This window comes from uncultured Alistipes sp. (assembly GCF_963931675.1).
Lineage (GTDB): Bacteria > Bacteroidota > Bacteroidia > Bacteroidales > Rikenellaceae > Alistipes.
In genome coordinates this window covers 461,633-478,490 of the sequence record NZ_OZ007039.1, presented here as the reverse complement: position 1 = coordinate 478,490, position 16,858 = coordinate 461,633, and the positions used below count along the sequence as shown (strand labels likewise).

General features: G+C 54.3%; 8 protein-coding genes. 6 read left to right on the top strand and 2 right to left on the bottom strand.

Going from position 1 to position 16,858, the window contains the following annotated elements; translation table 11 throughout:
- Both ABGT65_RS02030 and ABGT65_RS02025 read right to left on the bottom strand, forming a co-directional pair.
- Window positions 1-1,404, bottom strand: a complete 1,404-nt coding sequence (locus tag ABGT65_RS02030; RefSeq protein ID WP_346703041.1) for an MFS transporter — start codon at window positions 1,402-1,404, stop codon at window positions 1-3.
- Window positions 1,405-1,409: 5 nt separating this feature from the next.
- A complete protein-coding gene (locus tag ABGT65_RS02025) occupies window positions 1,410-2,288 on the bottom strand; it encodes an endonuclease/exonuclease/phosphatase family protein (protein ID WP_346699536.1) in 879 nt (292 codons plus the stop codon).
- A 471-nt stretch (window positions 2,289-2,759) separates the two neighbouring features.
- Here ABGT65_RS02025 and ABGT65_RS02020 point away from each other — a divergent pair, with 471 nt between their 5' ends.
- The 6 genes from ABGT65_RS02020 to ABGT65_RS01995 all read left to right on the top strand — a co-directional run bounded on the left by ABGT65_RS02020 (window position 2,760) and on the right by ABGT65_RS01995 (window position 16,848).
- Window positions 2,760-5,243: a fibronectin type III domain-containing protein gene (locus ABGT65_RS02020; protein WP_346699535.1), complete on the top strand. Its 2,484-nt coding sequence runs from the start codon at window positions 2,760-2,762 to the stop codon at window positions 5,241-5,243.
- A gap of 46 nt (window positions 5,244-5,289) precedes the next feature.
- Window positions 5,290-6,846: a calcineurin-like phosphoesterase family protein gene (locus tag ABGT65_RS02015; RefSeq protein WP_346699534.1), complete on the top strand. Its 1,557-nt coding sequence runs from the start codon at window positions 5,290-5,292 to the stop codon at window positions 6,844-6,846.
- Between the two features lie 297 nt (window positions 6,847-7,143).
- Window positions 7,144-10,215: a TonB-dependent receptor gene (locus tag ABGT65_RS02010; RefSeq protein WP_346699533.1), complete on the top strand. Its 3,072-nt coding sequence runs from the start codon at window positions 7,144-7,146 to the stop codon at window positions 10,213-10,215.
- Between the two features lie 19 nt (window positions 10,216-10,234).
- On the top strand, window positions 10,235-12,163 hold the full coding sequence (locus tag ABGT65_RS02005; RefSeq protein ID WP_346699532.1) for a RagB/SusD family nutrient uptake outer membrane protein: 1,929 nt from the start codon (window positions 10,235-10,237) through the stop codon (window positions 12,161-12,163).
- Window positions 12,164-12,188: 25 nt separating this feature from the next.
- Complete coding sequence (locus ABGT65_RS02000; RefSeq protein WP_346699531.1) at window positions 12,189-13,598, top strand: BT_3987 domain-containing protein; 1,410 nt, start codon at window positions 12,189-12,191, stop codon at window positions 13,596-13,598.
- A 4-nt stretch (window positions 13,599-13,602) separates the two neighbouring features.
- A complete protein-coding gene (locus ABGT65_RS01995; RefSeq protein ID WP_346699530.1) occupies window positions 13,603-16,848 on the top strand; it encodes a glycoside hydrolase family 2 TIM barrel-domain containing protein in 3,246 nt (1,081 codons plus the stop codon).
- Window positions 16,849-16,858: the final 10 nt, after the last annotated feature.

Genomic DNA, 16,858 nt, shown 5'->3' with positions numbered 1-16,858 from the left:
TTAGTTCGTTTTATTTTGTTTTTTATCTGTTTTGTACCAGATCAGCAGGGTAAGTAAAAACGAGATGACCGAGGCTGCGATCCAGAATACCGATGCGGATTGAAAATCGTAGTCCAATATCCCGCCTGCGATTTTTTTGTCCTGTTCGATCAGATGTCCGCTGACAATATCCTGCAATCCGGCTCCTATGTAGCTGGCCATACCGACAATCCCCAGCGCGGCACCCGTAGCCTCGCGGGGCACGATATCAATGGCCATGAGCCCTCCGAGAAAGCTGATCAAGACTCCGATAGCGACTCCGAACAGCACCATGCCGATGATGCTGACCGGGAGGCTTTGTCCGCCATACAGGAACAGGCAGAGCCCGATTGTGCACAATACACCGAAAAAGAAGGTCAGCATCGCGCGACGGCCATGGAACAACACATCGGAAAGCCATCCGGAAAAGACGGTGCCGATGATTCCAAGGAACGCATTGATCGATACGATTTGTGTGGCCAGTGCCAATGAATAGCCTTTTTCCTCCTGGAGAAACAATACACCCCATCCGTTGACCGCATAACGGCTTACATACATGAAGGCACTGGCCAACGCCAGCACCCAGACCCACGGGTTGCCGATGACCCGTTTCTGGATATTCGAAGTTTCCCGGGCCGTATTCCGGGGCGTTTGCGTCTCCCCTTCCCGGGTCAGGACTGTTATGGACGGCAATCCCTTGCTTTCCGGCGAGTCATGCAGGAATAGCACGATGATGATGACGCCTATGATACCGGCCACGGATGATCCGACAAATCCCCATTGCCAACCGAACAACCCAACAAGGAGCCCGACAAACAGGAAGGAGAGAAATTCTCCGATATTGTGGCTGGCACTGAAAAATCCATAATAGGTTCCCCTTTTTGAAAGAGGATACCAACGGGACAATGCAATAATGGCCGGCGGCGCCCCCATGGACTGGCTCCAGCCGTTGATGCCCCACATGATGGCGAATGCGAGGAAAAGCGTCCCGTTCCCGATCCACTGCAGGCCATTGGCCAGTCCGAGCATCCCGACCGTGAAATTGGCACATGTGGAGACAATGAGTCCGGTCGCCATGAAGCGTTTTATGTTGCTGTAGTCGGATAGGAATCCATTGACGAATTTTCCGACGGCATACGCGAACAACAATGCCGATCCGATCAGTCCCAACTGTGCGGCGTCAAGAGCCCCGCTTTCGAGAATCGGTTTTTTTACTACGTTAAGGCTTGTCCGGCATACATAATAGAGACTGTATCCTACGGTCCCGGCCAGAAAACTCTGGAAGCGCAGCCGACGGTAGAGTCGGCTGCACTCCTCACTCCCGGCTTCATGGTGGATCTCCGCCGGCCGGCTTTTAGAATAAAAATCCTTTATCCGCCCATACATATACGCTACGGGATTTGCAGATACACACTCACCGGAAAGTGATCGGACATAAGTCTGACATCGCATTTCCCCGCATTGTCCGTCTTCCAATACAGATTCGTCAATAGCCCGTAGCGAAGCACGTCAATGTTGTCCGAAACCAGAATATGGTCTATTCGCTTGTCGGTCCAACAGTGTACGTCGAAACCGTTGAACGTGCCGGTTTGGGCCATGCGGACACCAGCCACCGTGTAGGAGTCCTTCAGCACGCTGCCTTTGGTGAGTTCCTGGTAACTCGGACTCCGCTGGTCGACATTGAAATCGCCGGAGAGGATGAAGACGGCATGACGATTCCGCGCCTGACGTTCCTTAATCCAGTTCACAATCATCCTGGCACTTTCGATCCGGGCCTGTTTGCCGACATGATCGAAATGGGTATTCAGAAAAAAGAGTTTTTTCCCGGATGTACGGTCCTGAAGTTGTATCCAGGTGCAGATGCGCGGATACTTCGCGTCCCACCCGACACTCGGAGTATCGGGTGTCGAAGAGAGCCAGAAAATCCCGGAATCCAACAGTTTGAACCGTTCTTTTCTGTAGAGGATGGGGGCATATTCACCCTCCATTTTTCCATCGTTGCGTCCGCACCCCACATAGGCATAGTCATCCGAAAGACTCCGCAACAAATCGTCGAGTTGGGTTTTGAGCACCTCCTGCATGCCTATCAGGTCAAAGTCCTCGTAAGCGATCATGTCACAAATCCCCGGGCACCGGAACCTCCATCCGTTTCCGCGCTGCTCATCGGCTTTGTTTGCATTTCGGATGTTGTACGATCCAACATGGAAATGCTGTCCCCAAGCGACTTGACCCACAAAAATAATAATAAGTAGACTCAGAACTCGTTTCATGCTTCTTCTGAAATTAGTTTAATGGCTGAAATTACGGTTACTTCGATATACCAACAGGCATCCTGTGCCCGTATGCTCCGTTTAATGATCTTCACAAATATATTTTAAAAACAGGCAGGAAGAACCGGTCTGATCCGTAAATATAGATGAATGATGTGTGTTTTGCGCTGTATATCAATTGTTTGTAACTTAATGTGCGGATAAAATAGTAGAGTCATAAAGATTTATTCCGGTCGGAAATATCCGTTGTCGATTTTGCCCTTTTTGGGATATTCCGGCAGTTCAAGAGGTATGAAAAGAGGGTTCTATATAATAAAATCTCATTAAGAATCTACCTTTTTTCGCCGGCTGTGTACCTCTAAACGTTTAGTTTCTAACCATTAAGCGTCCGATGGATACTACATTTCTGTTTTTACTCCATGACTTGTGTATTTTTTTAAAGTAAATTTGCGTAACAAAAGACTTCTGCATATGAAAAAATCTCGCTTATTTTTCATCGCTTTGCTATCTGGTTTGGTTTTCTCATCTTGTGAAAAAGATGCTGCGGACGAGAGTGGATCGAAACTTCCCGTTCCCCAGAATGTGGCGGCGGATGCCGTCTCCCAGACTTCGGTACGTCTGACCTGGACGACGAGTGATCCGGCTTCCGTGGCCAGCTATACCGTGGCCTATGCCGAAGCCGATGTGCGTAATTTTTACGAAAAGGAGTGCTTCGAAACGGAAACCTTGATTTCCGGCCTTGAGTCACAGACTGAATACGTGTTTAGGGTAAGAGCCAATTCTTCGGGAGCCGTAGAGAACAATTCGGACTGGAGTGTTGAAGTGACGCTCTCAACGTTGGCTCCGGTCGTGCCGGATATGCCGCTCAACATGAGGGTCGTAACGGACGAAGTCTCGTCGACGCGGATCGGCCTGGCATGGGATGCTTCGTCGGGTGCTTCCAAATACTTCGTCTCCTATAAGATGGAGGATGACGACGAGTTCACTGAGATTGAAACCGATTTGACTGAGATCGTCATTGACAAACTGGACGTTGAAACCCAATATATTGTCAAGGTCCGGGCCTGGTCGGAAGTAGGCTTCTCGGACTTCACGCCGGAACTCTCCGTTTCCACCCTTTCCCGTTCGGAAGGTATTTTCAATGCCGAAGATCTCGTGGCTTTTGCCGCGGGAGTTGCCGATGGCGGCGAATGGCAGAACGAATCGGGACAAGTGGTAATTCGCCGCGATATTGACATGAGCGGAGTCGAGTGGATACCGATGCCGGAATTTACGGGCGTGCTCGACGGTACGGGCAAGACAATCACAAACCTCGTTTGCCAAAACGACGGCGTGCACGTCGGGCTGATCGGCGTGCTGAAGGGAACGGTCAGCAACCTCACGCTGGGGGAGGGTTGTTCTTTCGAGTCCGTGCGCAACACGGTCGCCCAGAATGTGGACGAAATCATCAAGACGGGCGCCTTCGCAGCCGTCATCGAGGGGGGGGGAAAGTTGCAGAACTGCACTTCCGGAGCCACGGTAAAGGCCGGCCTGGGTTGCGTCTACATCGGCGGACTGATCGGGTTGAGCCACAGCGAAGATGACAGCACCATCGAAATCAGCTCCTGCACCTATACCGGATCACTCACCCTTTCGGGAGGCAACTGGGTCCGGGACACATATCCGAGTCTTAACATCGGTGGCATAGTCGGCTCGGCCGAAACGGGTACGACCGTAACCGGCTGCCACAATCAAGGTACGATCCAAAGCAACAATACGGCCTCGGCCGCTTCGAACCGCATGGAGATCTATACCGGCGGTATCGCGGGCCATGGCATCGAAGCGACATTCGTTTCGTGCACCAACGACGAGGCCGGGCAGATCATCATCCTCACCAATCCCCACTATTCGCGCGTCGGCGGCATCGTCGGGTACACGCAGGGCGTGTCGATGACCGATTGTGACAACTACGGCTCGCTCTCCCTGGTGGCATCCAATGATGCCGGTTCGGAATATGAGGCCGGAGGAATTATCGGCCGGAATCTTGACGGTGCGAAACTGTTGCTGACAGGTTGCCGCAACCATGCAGACATGACAGCCGAAGCGCCCAACGAGGCCGGCAAACCGATCTCGATTGCCGGTGTCATCGGATACATCAGATTCAACGGGGATTCGTTTGAAGTCTCCGACTGCCACAACGAGGGCGACCTCAATGTAGCGGCGTCGAAGAGCACCTCGCGGTTCGGCGGCATTGTAGGCGCCATCGAGGGGTCAGCCCAAGGTGTGGTCGAGAACTGTACGAACCAGGGCAACCTTACCGCGAACATGACAACGAATTCAGCATTGCATACGGGCGGAATCGTCGGGGCCAACATGTCGGGCACATCGACCGTACGCAACTGCTCGAACTCCGGGAACATCGACATCCTGAGCACGCGCAAGGCCTACGGCGGCGGTATCATCGGCGAAGCCCAGAACGGCAGTACGATCGAAAACTGCACGAATAGCGGATATGTCCGTGCGCTTTACAATGCGGGAGATGTCTGCCATATCGGCGGCATCGCCTCCCGGACCTACCGCGGTGCAACGATCCGCGGATGCGTCAACGAGGGCGACATCATCTACGGCGGCGGGAATCCCGAGATCGGAGCCGACAAGGCCGGAGGTTTCGGCGGAATCGTCGGGTATCTCGACAAATCCCCGGCGATCGTCGACGGCTGCACCAATACCGGGACCATTTTGGGTGACGCGGGCGGTTTGGGCAAAAAGGGCGCAATCTGCGGATGGGCATCGCCCGACGGCCCCACAACCATCCAGAACTGTACCGTACAGGGCCGCATAGGCAACTACGACGCTTCGGCAGAGGATCTGGGCGTTGCTGCGGCACAGGCTATTACGGCCGAAAACTACGAAAACTACATCTACGGTGCCAAAATCAGCGAAGTGACCGTATCGGGCAACGTCTATTCGAAGTGATGCGAATAATTCGAAATGAGTTAACTTTAATAACACCCCAAAGAGTATGCGAACATTAGTGTTGTTGATGTTTTTGCTGACATCGTTTGCAGGTTGTTCTGCCGGAACCTCGGAAGATACCGAGGTCCCGGGTGGCAGCGGAAGCGGTGGCGGAAATGACCAGCTGGCGGATATCGAAGTCGAGGAAGGCAAGAATCTTGTCGGAAAGGTCAAATATGAGGACGGTACACCGGCCGTCGGAGTCGTGGTGTCGGACGGGTACTCTTGTACCCAGACCGACGGAGAGGGCGTTTACCAGCTCACGCGAAACAAAAATGCGCGTAATGTCATCATCAGCTATCCGGCAGATTGCAAAATCGAGGTCAAGGAGAACCAGATCCCGGATTTCTTCCGGGCCATCGATAACAGTCAGACCAAGGTGCTCCGCGAGGATTTTACGCTGACGCGCCTGGAGGGTGGCGTCCCCGAATCATTCCTGTTCTATCCCATCGGCGACCCGCAGATCAAGACCCGGCAGCAGATGACACGCTTTGTCAACGAGATCCTGCTCGACCTGAACGACAACGTATCGGAGGAGACCCTGCCGGCCTTTGCCATCACGCTGGGTGACGTCTGCGACTGGAATCCGGAAATGTTCGAAGAGGTCGCGACGGTCTTCTCGAATCTGGACATCCCCTGCTTCCATGTGATCGGGAACCACGACCGCGATTGGCGTGAGGCCGATGAATCCAGCGATTACAACTATTACATAAGCACGCTGCGATCGTTCGAAAAATACTATACACCGGTGAACTACTCGTTTAACTACGGGCATGCGCACTTCGTGATTCTGGATGATATTCAGGACGGCCCGGACGGCTACGAGGTCGACCTGAACGATGACGAGATCGAATGGCTGCGTCAGGACCTGTCGTATGTTCCTAAGGACAAACTGCTGATCGTGTGTGCGCACGGGCCGATACGGAACCGGGCTTCGTTCACCAAGCGTGCGGCGCTGATGTCCCTGATCTCGCAATACGAGACGCGCATCTTCTCGGGACATACGCATACGAATTTCCACCTTTCCCACAATGACTACGGTGGCATTCAGGAGCATGTGGTCGGAGCCGCCTGCGGCATGTACTGGTACAGTTCGATCTGCATTGACGGGACTCCGCTCGGCTACGCAAAATATCTCGTCGAGGGGGCGACCATCAAGAACGGCATCTATAAAGCGGGCGGCTACGACGAGCAGATGCAGGCTCGTTTGTACGATCAGACCCGGTTCACGGGTTGGAACAACGATCCGGAACTGCGGCAATACGTCTACTGCAACGTGTGGAACAGTACGCCGGAGTGGACGGTGGAGTTGTATGAGGATGGTGAGTTCTCGGCCAAGATGGAACGGTGGAATGGTTACGACTACTCCATCAACGACTGGATATACACCATTTGGGAACCCGACTACCAACCCGAACCTGTGACAACAGACCACCAGTATCGGGTGAAACCCAAAAGCATGAACTCCAAGAAAAGCCTGAAGATCACTGATTCCTACGGTCAGGTTTTCTGGATCGACCGCGTTACGACGAATTACAATGCATATTATGCTCCGGCAAACTGACCGGATAGGGGATGACGATAACTGCCGGAAAGCGGTTGCGCGTCTATCCTACAGGCTCAACGTATCAGATCTTATCCCTGCAGATTAAAGAATCCCGGCGTGCTCCGTTGCGGCAAGTCACGAAAGCACGCCGGCAGGGATTGAGTTATGACTGATTTAGCGTAAAAAACACCGGTATGGACTCCGGATGACGGGAACCGACAACGAGACATTCCCACAAAACTCAAAACCTAAACTTATCAGATGAAATCTACTACCATTATGAACTTTTCATGCGTATTGCACAAAACAGGCAGGATGTGCAGAATATTTCTGCTGCTGTTCCTGCCGATGATGTTCGTCGATGCGATGGCCGCAGAAGATGATCCTGACCCGTCTCAGGTGAAAGGAAAGATTCTGAACAGTCAGGGACAACCTCTGACGGCGGTAACGGTAACCGTCGAGGGATCAACCACCGGGACCTTGTCTGATTCGGAGGGATATTATGTGATCAATGCCTCCCCCGGTCAGGTGTTGGTTTTCCGTTTCCTTGGCTTTATCACCCAGAAGTTGGAAGTCCCCAAGAGCTTGTCTCTTGACGTGGTGTTGAAGGAGGATGTCCAGGAAATCGAGGAGCTGGTCGTAGTCGGTATGGGACAGCAGGCGAGGGCCAGCGTCATCGGAGCCGTCACCACGGTGAATGTCAACGATCTGAAGGTTCCGTCGAGATCCCTGACCAATGCTCTGGCCGGACGTATGGCCGGTGTTGTCGCCGTGCAGCGTTCCGGAGAGCCCGGTTATGACAACTCATCGTTCTGGATCCGTGGTCTGTCGACTTTCGGCAGCAACCAGTCGCCGCTGGTTCTGGTGGACGGCGTGGAGCGCGACATGGCGAATATCAACCCGGAGGAGATCGAAAGTGTCTCCATCCTCAAGGACGCCTCGGCTACCGCGGTCTATGGAGTGCGGGCAGCCAATGGCGTGGTGGTGATCACGACGCGCCGGGGTACGGTTTCCAAGAAGCCCAACATCGACCTTAAAATGGAATATGGAATCAGCACGCTGACCCGGGTCCCGAAACTGCTCGGAGGCGTAGATTACATGAGGCTGTATAATGAGGCCGCGGGCAGCCAGGTTTATTCGGAAGAGGTGATCGAGGCTACCCGGCTGCAAACCGACCCCTATCTGTATCCGGATGTAAACTGGCTGGACGAGATCTATAAAAAGACATCGAGCAACCATCAGATCACACTGAACGTCACCGGCGGAGGCGAAGTCGCGCGCTATTTCGTATCGTTCGGCAACATGGGCGAGTTGGGCAACTACCATGAGGATCCGCAGAACGAATACTCGTCGAACATCAAGGTGCAACGTTACAATTTCCGCACGAATGTCGATGTTTCGATCACCAAGTCGACACGGCTCGACATCGAGTTGGGCGGTTACGTGATCGACGGGCACTATCCGGGCGTATCGAACTCCGACCTCTATGAAAAGGTCTATGTGGCGAACCCTGTTTCGCTGCCGGTTCGCTATCCGATGGGTGTCAACAAGGACGGGAGCACGCATTATGTATGGGCTGGCGTCCGGTCGGGTACGGTACAGAACCCGGCGGAACGGCTTATGGGTTCGGGATACACCTCCGAGTACAAGAACCAGTTGCTGGGACAGGTCCGGCTGACCCAGGATTTCGGAGAGCTCTTCGAACCGCTCAAGGGGCTCAAGGCAAACGTGGCCTTCTCGTTCGACACCTATAACGAAACCAAGATCAACCGGACGAAAATGGAGTCCTACTACCTGGCCAACGGACGCAATCCGGAGACCAATGAACTGGAACTGGTGCAGACCTATATCGGCAATGAATACATGGGCTATGGCAAAAGCCTCTACAGCGACCGGGCCATGGAGTTCAAAGGGCAGATCAACTATGACCGGAAATTCGGTGACGTGCACAACGTGGGGCTGATGGCCATGTACTATCAGCGCGATTACCGGAAAAGTGCAGACGATGCGATTTCGTCGCTGCCTTACCGCAAGCAAGGTCTGGCGTTCCGTGCAACCTACAACTACGACCTGCGTTATTTCCTCGAATTCAATCTGGGATACAACGGTTCGGAGAACTTTCCGAAAGGCGAACGCTTCGGTGTCTTCCCGGCTGGTGCCGTGGGCTACCTGATCTCCGAGGAGGATTTCTGGAAGCAAAGCCGGATCTCAAACGTTATCTCGATGCTGAAATTCAAGGGGTCCGTGGGTCTCGTGGGTTCCGAAGCCCTGCCCAATAATCAGCGTTACGCCTATCTGACCCTTGTCGGAGCCGGCTTGGGCGGCTACAGCTTCGGGTCCGACCCCGTGGGGTATTCCGGAACGGGCGAGAACCGTGAAGGCGTTGTCGGCCTGACGTGGGAAAAAGGTTTGAAAGCAAACGCGGGATTCCAGGCTGAATTCTTCCGGAAACTGACCCTGGAGGTGGACTATTTCCATGAGCGGCGTACCGATATTCTGGTACAACGCACATCTCTGCCAGACATTGTGGGTATCAACAGCCAGCCTTTTGCCAACATCGGCGAAATGTCCAACTGGGGTATTGACGGGACCATGGAGTTCCAGCATACGTTCCGCGACTTCTCCTTGCGGGCCTATGCCAATGCGACCTTTGCGCGCAACCGGGTGGTCTTCCAGGACGAACCGGCCTGGAAATACTCCTACCAGAACCGGACGGGAAAGAAATACAATCAGCCCTTCGGCCTTATTGCGCTGGGCTATTTCACCAGTGAGGAGGAGATCGCCGCCAGTCCTACCCAGACTTTCGGCCAGGTGCGTCCCGGTGATGTGAAATACCTGGATGTCAACGGCGATGGCGTGATCGACTCGTATGACGAGGTTGCCATCGGCTATCCGACGATTCCTGAACTTACCTACGGGTTCGGCCTGCAGGTCGGGTTCAAGGGAATCGACATCGGCGTCTTCTTCCGAGGGCAGGCGCTCGTCAGCTACATGCTCGGCGGTGAGGGATTCGTTCCGTTCCAGGAGGGTGGAGACCGAGGCAACCTCTTCGTCGAGGCCCTGGATCGCTGGACCGTCGACAATCCGCGTCAGGATGCTTTTTATCCGCGTCTGAGCATCGGAAACACCGAGAACAACTATCGTTCCTCGACGAAATGGCAGTACGACGGCAGCTTCCTCCGGCTTTCCGATCTCGAAATCGGATACAATTTCCCGAAAAAAGTTCTCAAAGCGCTCCACATGCAGGGATTGCGTGTCTATTTCCACGGTTCCAACCTTGCGTTGTTCTCGAAGTTCAAAATGTGGGATCCCGAACTTGGCAAGGGACGGGGCGACGCCTATCCGATGCAGCGAAAATTCAATTTCGGTATAAAAGTGAATTTCTAAAAATACATACAGCAGCAATATGAACAACATTATATCGAACAAATACCTCAGGGTACTCCTGCTGTCCACCTGTTTTGCCGCGGTCTCCTGCGATTTCCTGGACAAAATGCCGGATGACCAAAAGACCATGGATATGGTATGGGAAAAGCAGGATGAAACCGAAATGTACCTGTACAACATCTATGCGAAGCTCCCCGAACCCAACAGCATGTTCTGGAACGGTACACCGTGGGTTGCAATATCCGATGAGATGGACATCGTCTGGGAGCGTTACTATCCGTCGAGTATCAATGTCGGAAGCTGGAATCCGACTACGAACTACTACAACATCTGGGGCGACTGTTACAAGTCGATCCGTGCCTCTTTCGTCTTCGAGAACAATGTTGACAAGTGTTATGAACTCTCGGAGAGCCTGAAAACGCAATATATAGCCGAGGCAAAGTTCCTGCGCGGCTACTATTATTGGATTCTTCTGCGTCAGTACGGCCCGTTCGTACTCATCGAAAACGAACTCGACTGGCGGGATAATCTGAACCTCCCGCGCGCACCTTACGACCAGTGTGTCGAATACATCTGCCGGATGATGGACGAGGCCATGCCCGCGCTGCCCCTGACATGGCGGGAGACCAACCCGACCTGGTTGGGCAAGCCCGATCAGATGGCGTGCCTGGCCGTGAAATCCCAGGTCAGACTGATGGCCGCAAGTCCGCAATGGAACGGGAATCCCGATTATGCGGATTTCGTGAACAAGGACGGTACGCCGCTGGTCAATACGGCATACAGCGAGCAAAAGTGGCGTGATGCCGCCGACGCAGCACATGCCGTGATCGCTGCCGCCGAGAGCATGACCGGAGATTATGCCATCCGCCTCTATCGCAACGACGAAAACAACGACGGAGCGTTCAATCCGTTCCGTTCGGTACAGGGCGTGCACCAGGTCAAGTGGAATTGTGAATACCTGTGGGGCACGACCAAGGGCGATTTCAACAACCTGGAGAGGCATGCTACACCCCGTCCGGGCGGCTACAGCGGACTGGGGCCGACGCAGCGCATTGTGGACGCCTTTTTCATGAACAACGGGCGGACCATCGACGACGTGGCCTCGGGTTACGTGGAGGATGGCTTTGCCACCACGCCCCATCCGAACTGGACCAACGACGATGTCAGCGAAATCCGCAAACGGAATTGTTGGGGGCACCGTGTCGGAGAGCGGAACATGTATGCCAACCGGGAAGCCCGGTTCTATGCGGCTATCCTCTACAACGGCCGGCCGGTTCCGCAGGTCGCTCCGGAGGACCGCGACCTCTTCTCCTCGACACTCAACAAGGACGGCTGGGGCCGTGCCGAATTTTACAGCAGCGGGATGAGCGGTTCGGGTAATGCCGACCACTCGACGACGGGCTATACAATGCTGAAATATGTCAATTTCGACAGCAGCCCCTACCGGTCGCAGTACAGCGAATGGAGAAACGGCACCTATATCCGGCTGGCCGAGATCTATCTGAACTACATCGAGGCATTGAACGAGTACGATCCCGGAAATGCCGACATCAAGAAATACTGGGACCTGATCCGTAGCCGGGCCGGGCTTCCGAGCATCTTCGATACTTACCCCGAGATCAAGGGCAACAGGGAAGCCCAATTGGAGTATATCATCCGCGAGCGGCAGGTGGAACTCTGTTTCGAAGGCGACCGGTATTTCACGACACGGCGTCGCCTGCTTTCGGATAAGATTGACACGAAACACGCCGTGGATCACCGGATGTACGGAGACAACGGTCCGATCTACGGCATGAACATCGCAGCTGGGGTGGGCTTTGCTTCGGAAGACTTCTACAAGAGGACGGTGGTCGAAAACCGGGTCTTCGAGAAGAAGATGTATCTTTTCCCGATCCCGCAGGGTGAAATGGATCGTAACAACCAGATGGTCCAGAATCCCGGATGGTAGTTCATAAAAACAAAATACGATGAATATGAAACGAATCATGATATTGCTGATCTGTTCCGTCTGGCTGGGTTCCTGCGACAAACAGATCATAGACATCGCAGCCGAGGACAGGGTCCCGTCAAAAGTATACTTCATGGTTGACAACCTGGATAGCTATCAGATCCGCCAGATCGACTATCTGGATGTTGGTGAAACGACCGGAACGTTCACCTTGGCGATCTGCAAGTCCGGAGTCTTGAAGGATCCCGTATCGGTGCGTATCGGTGAACTGACGGAAGAGGAACTGGCCGAATACAACGAAGAAAACGGTCAGGATTTCGTACTGATGCCTCCGAAGGCCTACAATCTGCCCCGGCGAGAATTCACATTCTCGGGCTCCTATGACGACCTGAGCCAGACCGTAGACATCGTATTCGACATGGAGCAGTTGCGTACCATGGACGAACGGTCCGTATTGCCCCTGACGATTCGTCAGACATCGGCCGAGATTAATGTGGACAAGTCGCTGGTAATTCTCAAGCCGCAGATCCAGGAGGTGCAGATCGCATTTGCCGACGGCGGCGGTGACGTCAGCTACACCGACAACGAATCCCTGCAAAGAGACATTCGGATCTCCCTCGAGGCGTTGCTGGACCTTGCGGAAAACGAGTGGGACATCGACGTGGAACTCATGGTCGACGAAACGTATGTGGAGGAGTACAACCGGCAACATTCTACCTCCTACAAGCTGTTGACGGAGGAGCAATACTCGCTTGAAACCTCTGGGACGATCGAAGCAGGCAAGACCTCGACCACCTTCCTTCTGGAAATAGGGAGGGAGCAGGTCGCGGAAGCAGGACGCTACATGCTGCCTGTCCGGCTCAAGTCAAGTTCACGGTTCACAGTGGACGAAAATTCGCTCTACTGTATCCGAATTGACATCTACGGGGCGAAACTCGACCGTACGGGCTGGGAAGTGGTGCTCTACAACACCTCCGAACCCGGCGAAGACGGTGGAGGCACATATCCCCTTTACGGGCACCCGGAAGCCATTCTGGACGGAAATCCGGCATCCTACTGGCATTCGGCCTGGAGAGAGACACAAACCCCGCTGCCGCACTATCTGGTGATCGACATGCTGGAAGAGCACTTTATCGAACAGATCGAATGGCTCCCGCGCGAAGGCAGGGCCACCTGCAAGGATGTCGAAATCTATATCGGCGACGACATCGCACCTTTGGAAGGGCTGGAAGAGTCGAGTCTCACGGAAATACAGGCAGCTCTGGCAGATGCATCGTGGAAAAAGGTTGCAACCGTGCAGCTCCCCAACGATGCGACCTCTCAAATCTTCGATGTGTCTCCTGCAACGGGGCGTTTCCTGATGCTTCTGATCACCTCGAACTTCAGGGGCGATACGGTTTCCAGTATTGCGGAGATATATCCTTATGGCGGTTGATACAATGAAAAGGAATCTATTCATATTGTTGGTGATGGCGGTTTTCACCCATTCGGCGGTTTGTGCCGCCGAATGGGAGGATCCGCAGGTCAGCGGATGGGGCCGGGAACCCATGCGCGCAACGTTCAAACATTACTCTTCGGTTTCGCAGGCTCTCGATTACGGACGGCCTTCCCCCTGGGAGATCAGTTTGAACGGGATCTGGAAATTCAAATACGTTCATCACGAGACGGACCGTCCCGAAGGCTTTTACGCCTCGTCCTACGACGTGTCGGGGTGGGACAATATCCAGGTCCCGGGGCCATGGGAGATGCAGGGTTTCGGGACTCCGATATATACGAACATAAAATATCCTTTTGAGCGGAACCCTCCCTTTATCCAGGGACTGGGCGAGAATGGCTCCCCGGTGGGGTCGTACCGGACGGATTTCGTTGTACCGGAGGATTGGCAGAGGCGTGAAATCTTCATTCGCCTCAACGGAGTTTCATCGGCCTATTATCTTTGGATCAACGACCGGAAGGTGGGATATGCCGAAGATTCGTATTTGCCGTCGGAGTTTGACATTACACCCTACCTGAAAAAGGGAACCAATACCGTGTCCGTGCAGGTCTTCCGTTGGAGCGACGGCTCCTACCTGGAGGATCAGGACGGTTGGCGGGTAAGCGGCATTATTCGAGACGTGATCCTGCATTCGACACCTCGCACCCATGTGTCTGATATTTTCGTCAAACCGGATTTGGATGCGGACTATCGCGACGGCTCCCTGCATGTGGAAACGGAGGTGGACAATCGGACCGGGAAGTCGTCTTCGTGGATTATAGAGACCCGGTTGCTGTATAAAGGCCGGGAGATCAGTTCGGCGCGTGTGCGGACAGGCCGGATTGCTCCGGGAAAGAGGCAAACCTGCGTGACGCAGTTCTTGGTGGCGAATCCCCGGAAGTGGACGGATGAGACTCCGAATCTCTATACCGTGGTGACGGTCCTGAAGGATCTCCGCGGACGTGTCGTGGATGTAATCAATACGCGGACGGGGTTCCGCAAACTGGAAATCCGCGACAAGTGTTTCCTGCTGAACGGCCAGCCTGTCAAGATGAAAGGCGTGAACCGGGTGGAGACGGATCCGTTCGGCTGCAAATACGTGACGAAGGATCGGGTCCAGAAGGAAGTTCTGGCCATGAAACGCAACAACATCAACACGGTCCGGACGGCCCACATGCCGGCAGTGGAGTGGCTCTACGACTATTGCGACGAGTACGGCCTGATGGTGATCGACGAGGCCAACTGCGAGGCGCACGGCTTCGGCTACCGGGAAGGGACTCCGGCCCGGGATTCGGCCTGGATGTCGGCACACGTCGAGCGAATGGTCCGTATGGTGGAGCGTGACAAGAACCATCCAAGCGTGGTACAGTGGTCTTTGGGCAACGAAAGCGACAACGGAATCAACATGCAGGCGATGCATAAGGCAGCCAAACGGCTCGATCCTACCCGTTTTACGCACTACCATTTCTCAAACGATCCGGTCTCCTGTGATGTCCTTGGCGGAGGGGTATGGCGTAGTGCCGTTCCGAATACCTCCGGCCGCTATCATTCCGCGGAGATGATTCGGGTTTTGGCCGAAGCGGAGGATCCTCGGCCGATCATGATCAACGAGTATGCCCATGCCATGGGGAATGGGATGGGGAACCTGAAAGATTACTGGATCGAATTCGACAAGTATGACCGGATCTCGGGCGGCGCGATCTGGGATTGGGTGGACCAGGGCATCGTGATGAGTGCGGAGGACCATTCGGTGTACGGTATGCAGATCCCCGATTCGATGCGCAGGTATGCCCTTGAGGAGTGCAACAAGCCGGGCGGAAAATTTTTCTGGGCTTACGGCGGAGATTTCGGGGATGAGCCCAATGACTCCAATTTCTGCAACAACGGAATCATGTTCCCCGACCTGTCCGATCGATCTGCGAAAATCAGGGAGGTCCGGAAGGTTTACCAGAGTGTCGAGTTCTATCCCCGGGATTTGGAGAACGGAGAGGTCGAGGTCTGGAACAAATTTTTCTTTACGGCGTTGAATGACTTCCGCCTTTGTTGGACCTTGCTGGAAAATGGTGTGGAGATTCAGAAAGGTATTTTACCCTCCTTGTATCTGGCTCCGCGGCAGCGGGGAGTCCTGAAGGTGCCCGTCGAATCGTTTGGCATGAAAGACGGCAAGGAGTATATCCTGATCCTTTCCCTGCATACATCGGCTGAAACCCCGTGGTGTGAAGCCGGTTATCGGATTGCGTGGGAGCAGTTTATCCTCAAGCCCTGGGACTTTTCCTTGCAGACCTGCACCATGCAGGGCCGGCCGGCCGTAAGCGAAGACACCTCTTCCTATATGATCAGAAGCGGTAATTTCGAGATTCAATTCGACAAACGGAACGGCAAGATTGCCTCCGTGAATGACATCACGGGTCGGCTTGTCGCTGCCGACGGCCCCAAACTGGATTTCTGGCGGGCCCCCATTGACAATGACGGGACGGGCCGGATCGGGCACTTCATCGATGGCCGGTTCTATCCCGATGCACGGGGCGGCCGTTTGACGAACCTTTGGGTCGATGCCGGTTACCATGATCTGAAACGGCGTGTCGATTCCGTGTCGGGAATGTGGCAGGACAGTCTGTTCGTTATCCGCGTTGCTTACGCCCTTGTCGGCCGGGGTGAGGTCTCCTTTGCCGTCCAGGAAACCTATGGGTTCGATGGCTCGGGGCGGATTCGGCTGACCTCCGATATACAACCTTCGGACAAGGCTCCGGAAGTAGCCCGCGTGGGGTATGATTGGGAACTTGAGGACCGCTACAGATACTTTGAGTGGTATGGCAAAGGACCCTGGGAGTCCTATTCCGACAAACAGGATGGGGCCCGGTACGGCTTGTGGAAAGGCCGGGTCGAGCAACAATGGGTCAACTACCCGTATCCGCAGGAGAATGGGAACAAATACGCCGTCCGGTGGGCTTCATTGCATGACCTGGCCGGGCAGGGTCTGCAAGTGAGAGGCGCACAGCCGTTGGAGGTATCGGTCAAGGAGTACCGCAATATGGATATTGCCGAAGCACGGCATACGGACCGGTTGCAACCGTGCGGACGGGTCATCTTCAGCGTGAATCACCGGATGGCTCCCGTCGGCAATGAAAGCTGCGGCCCCAAACCGCTGGACAAGTATGTTGTGCATGCCCGGCCATGGCGGTTCGAGATCGAATTCGTTCTCCATCCATGAGCATCGTTCT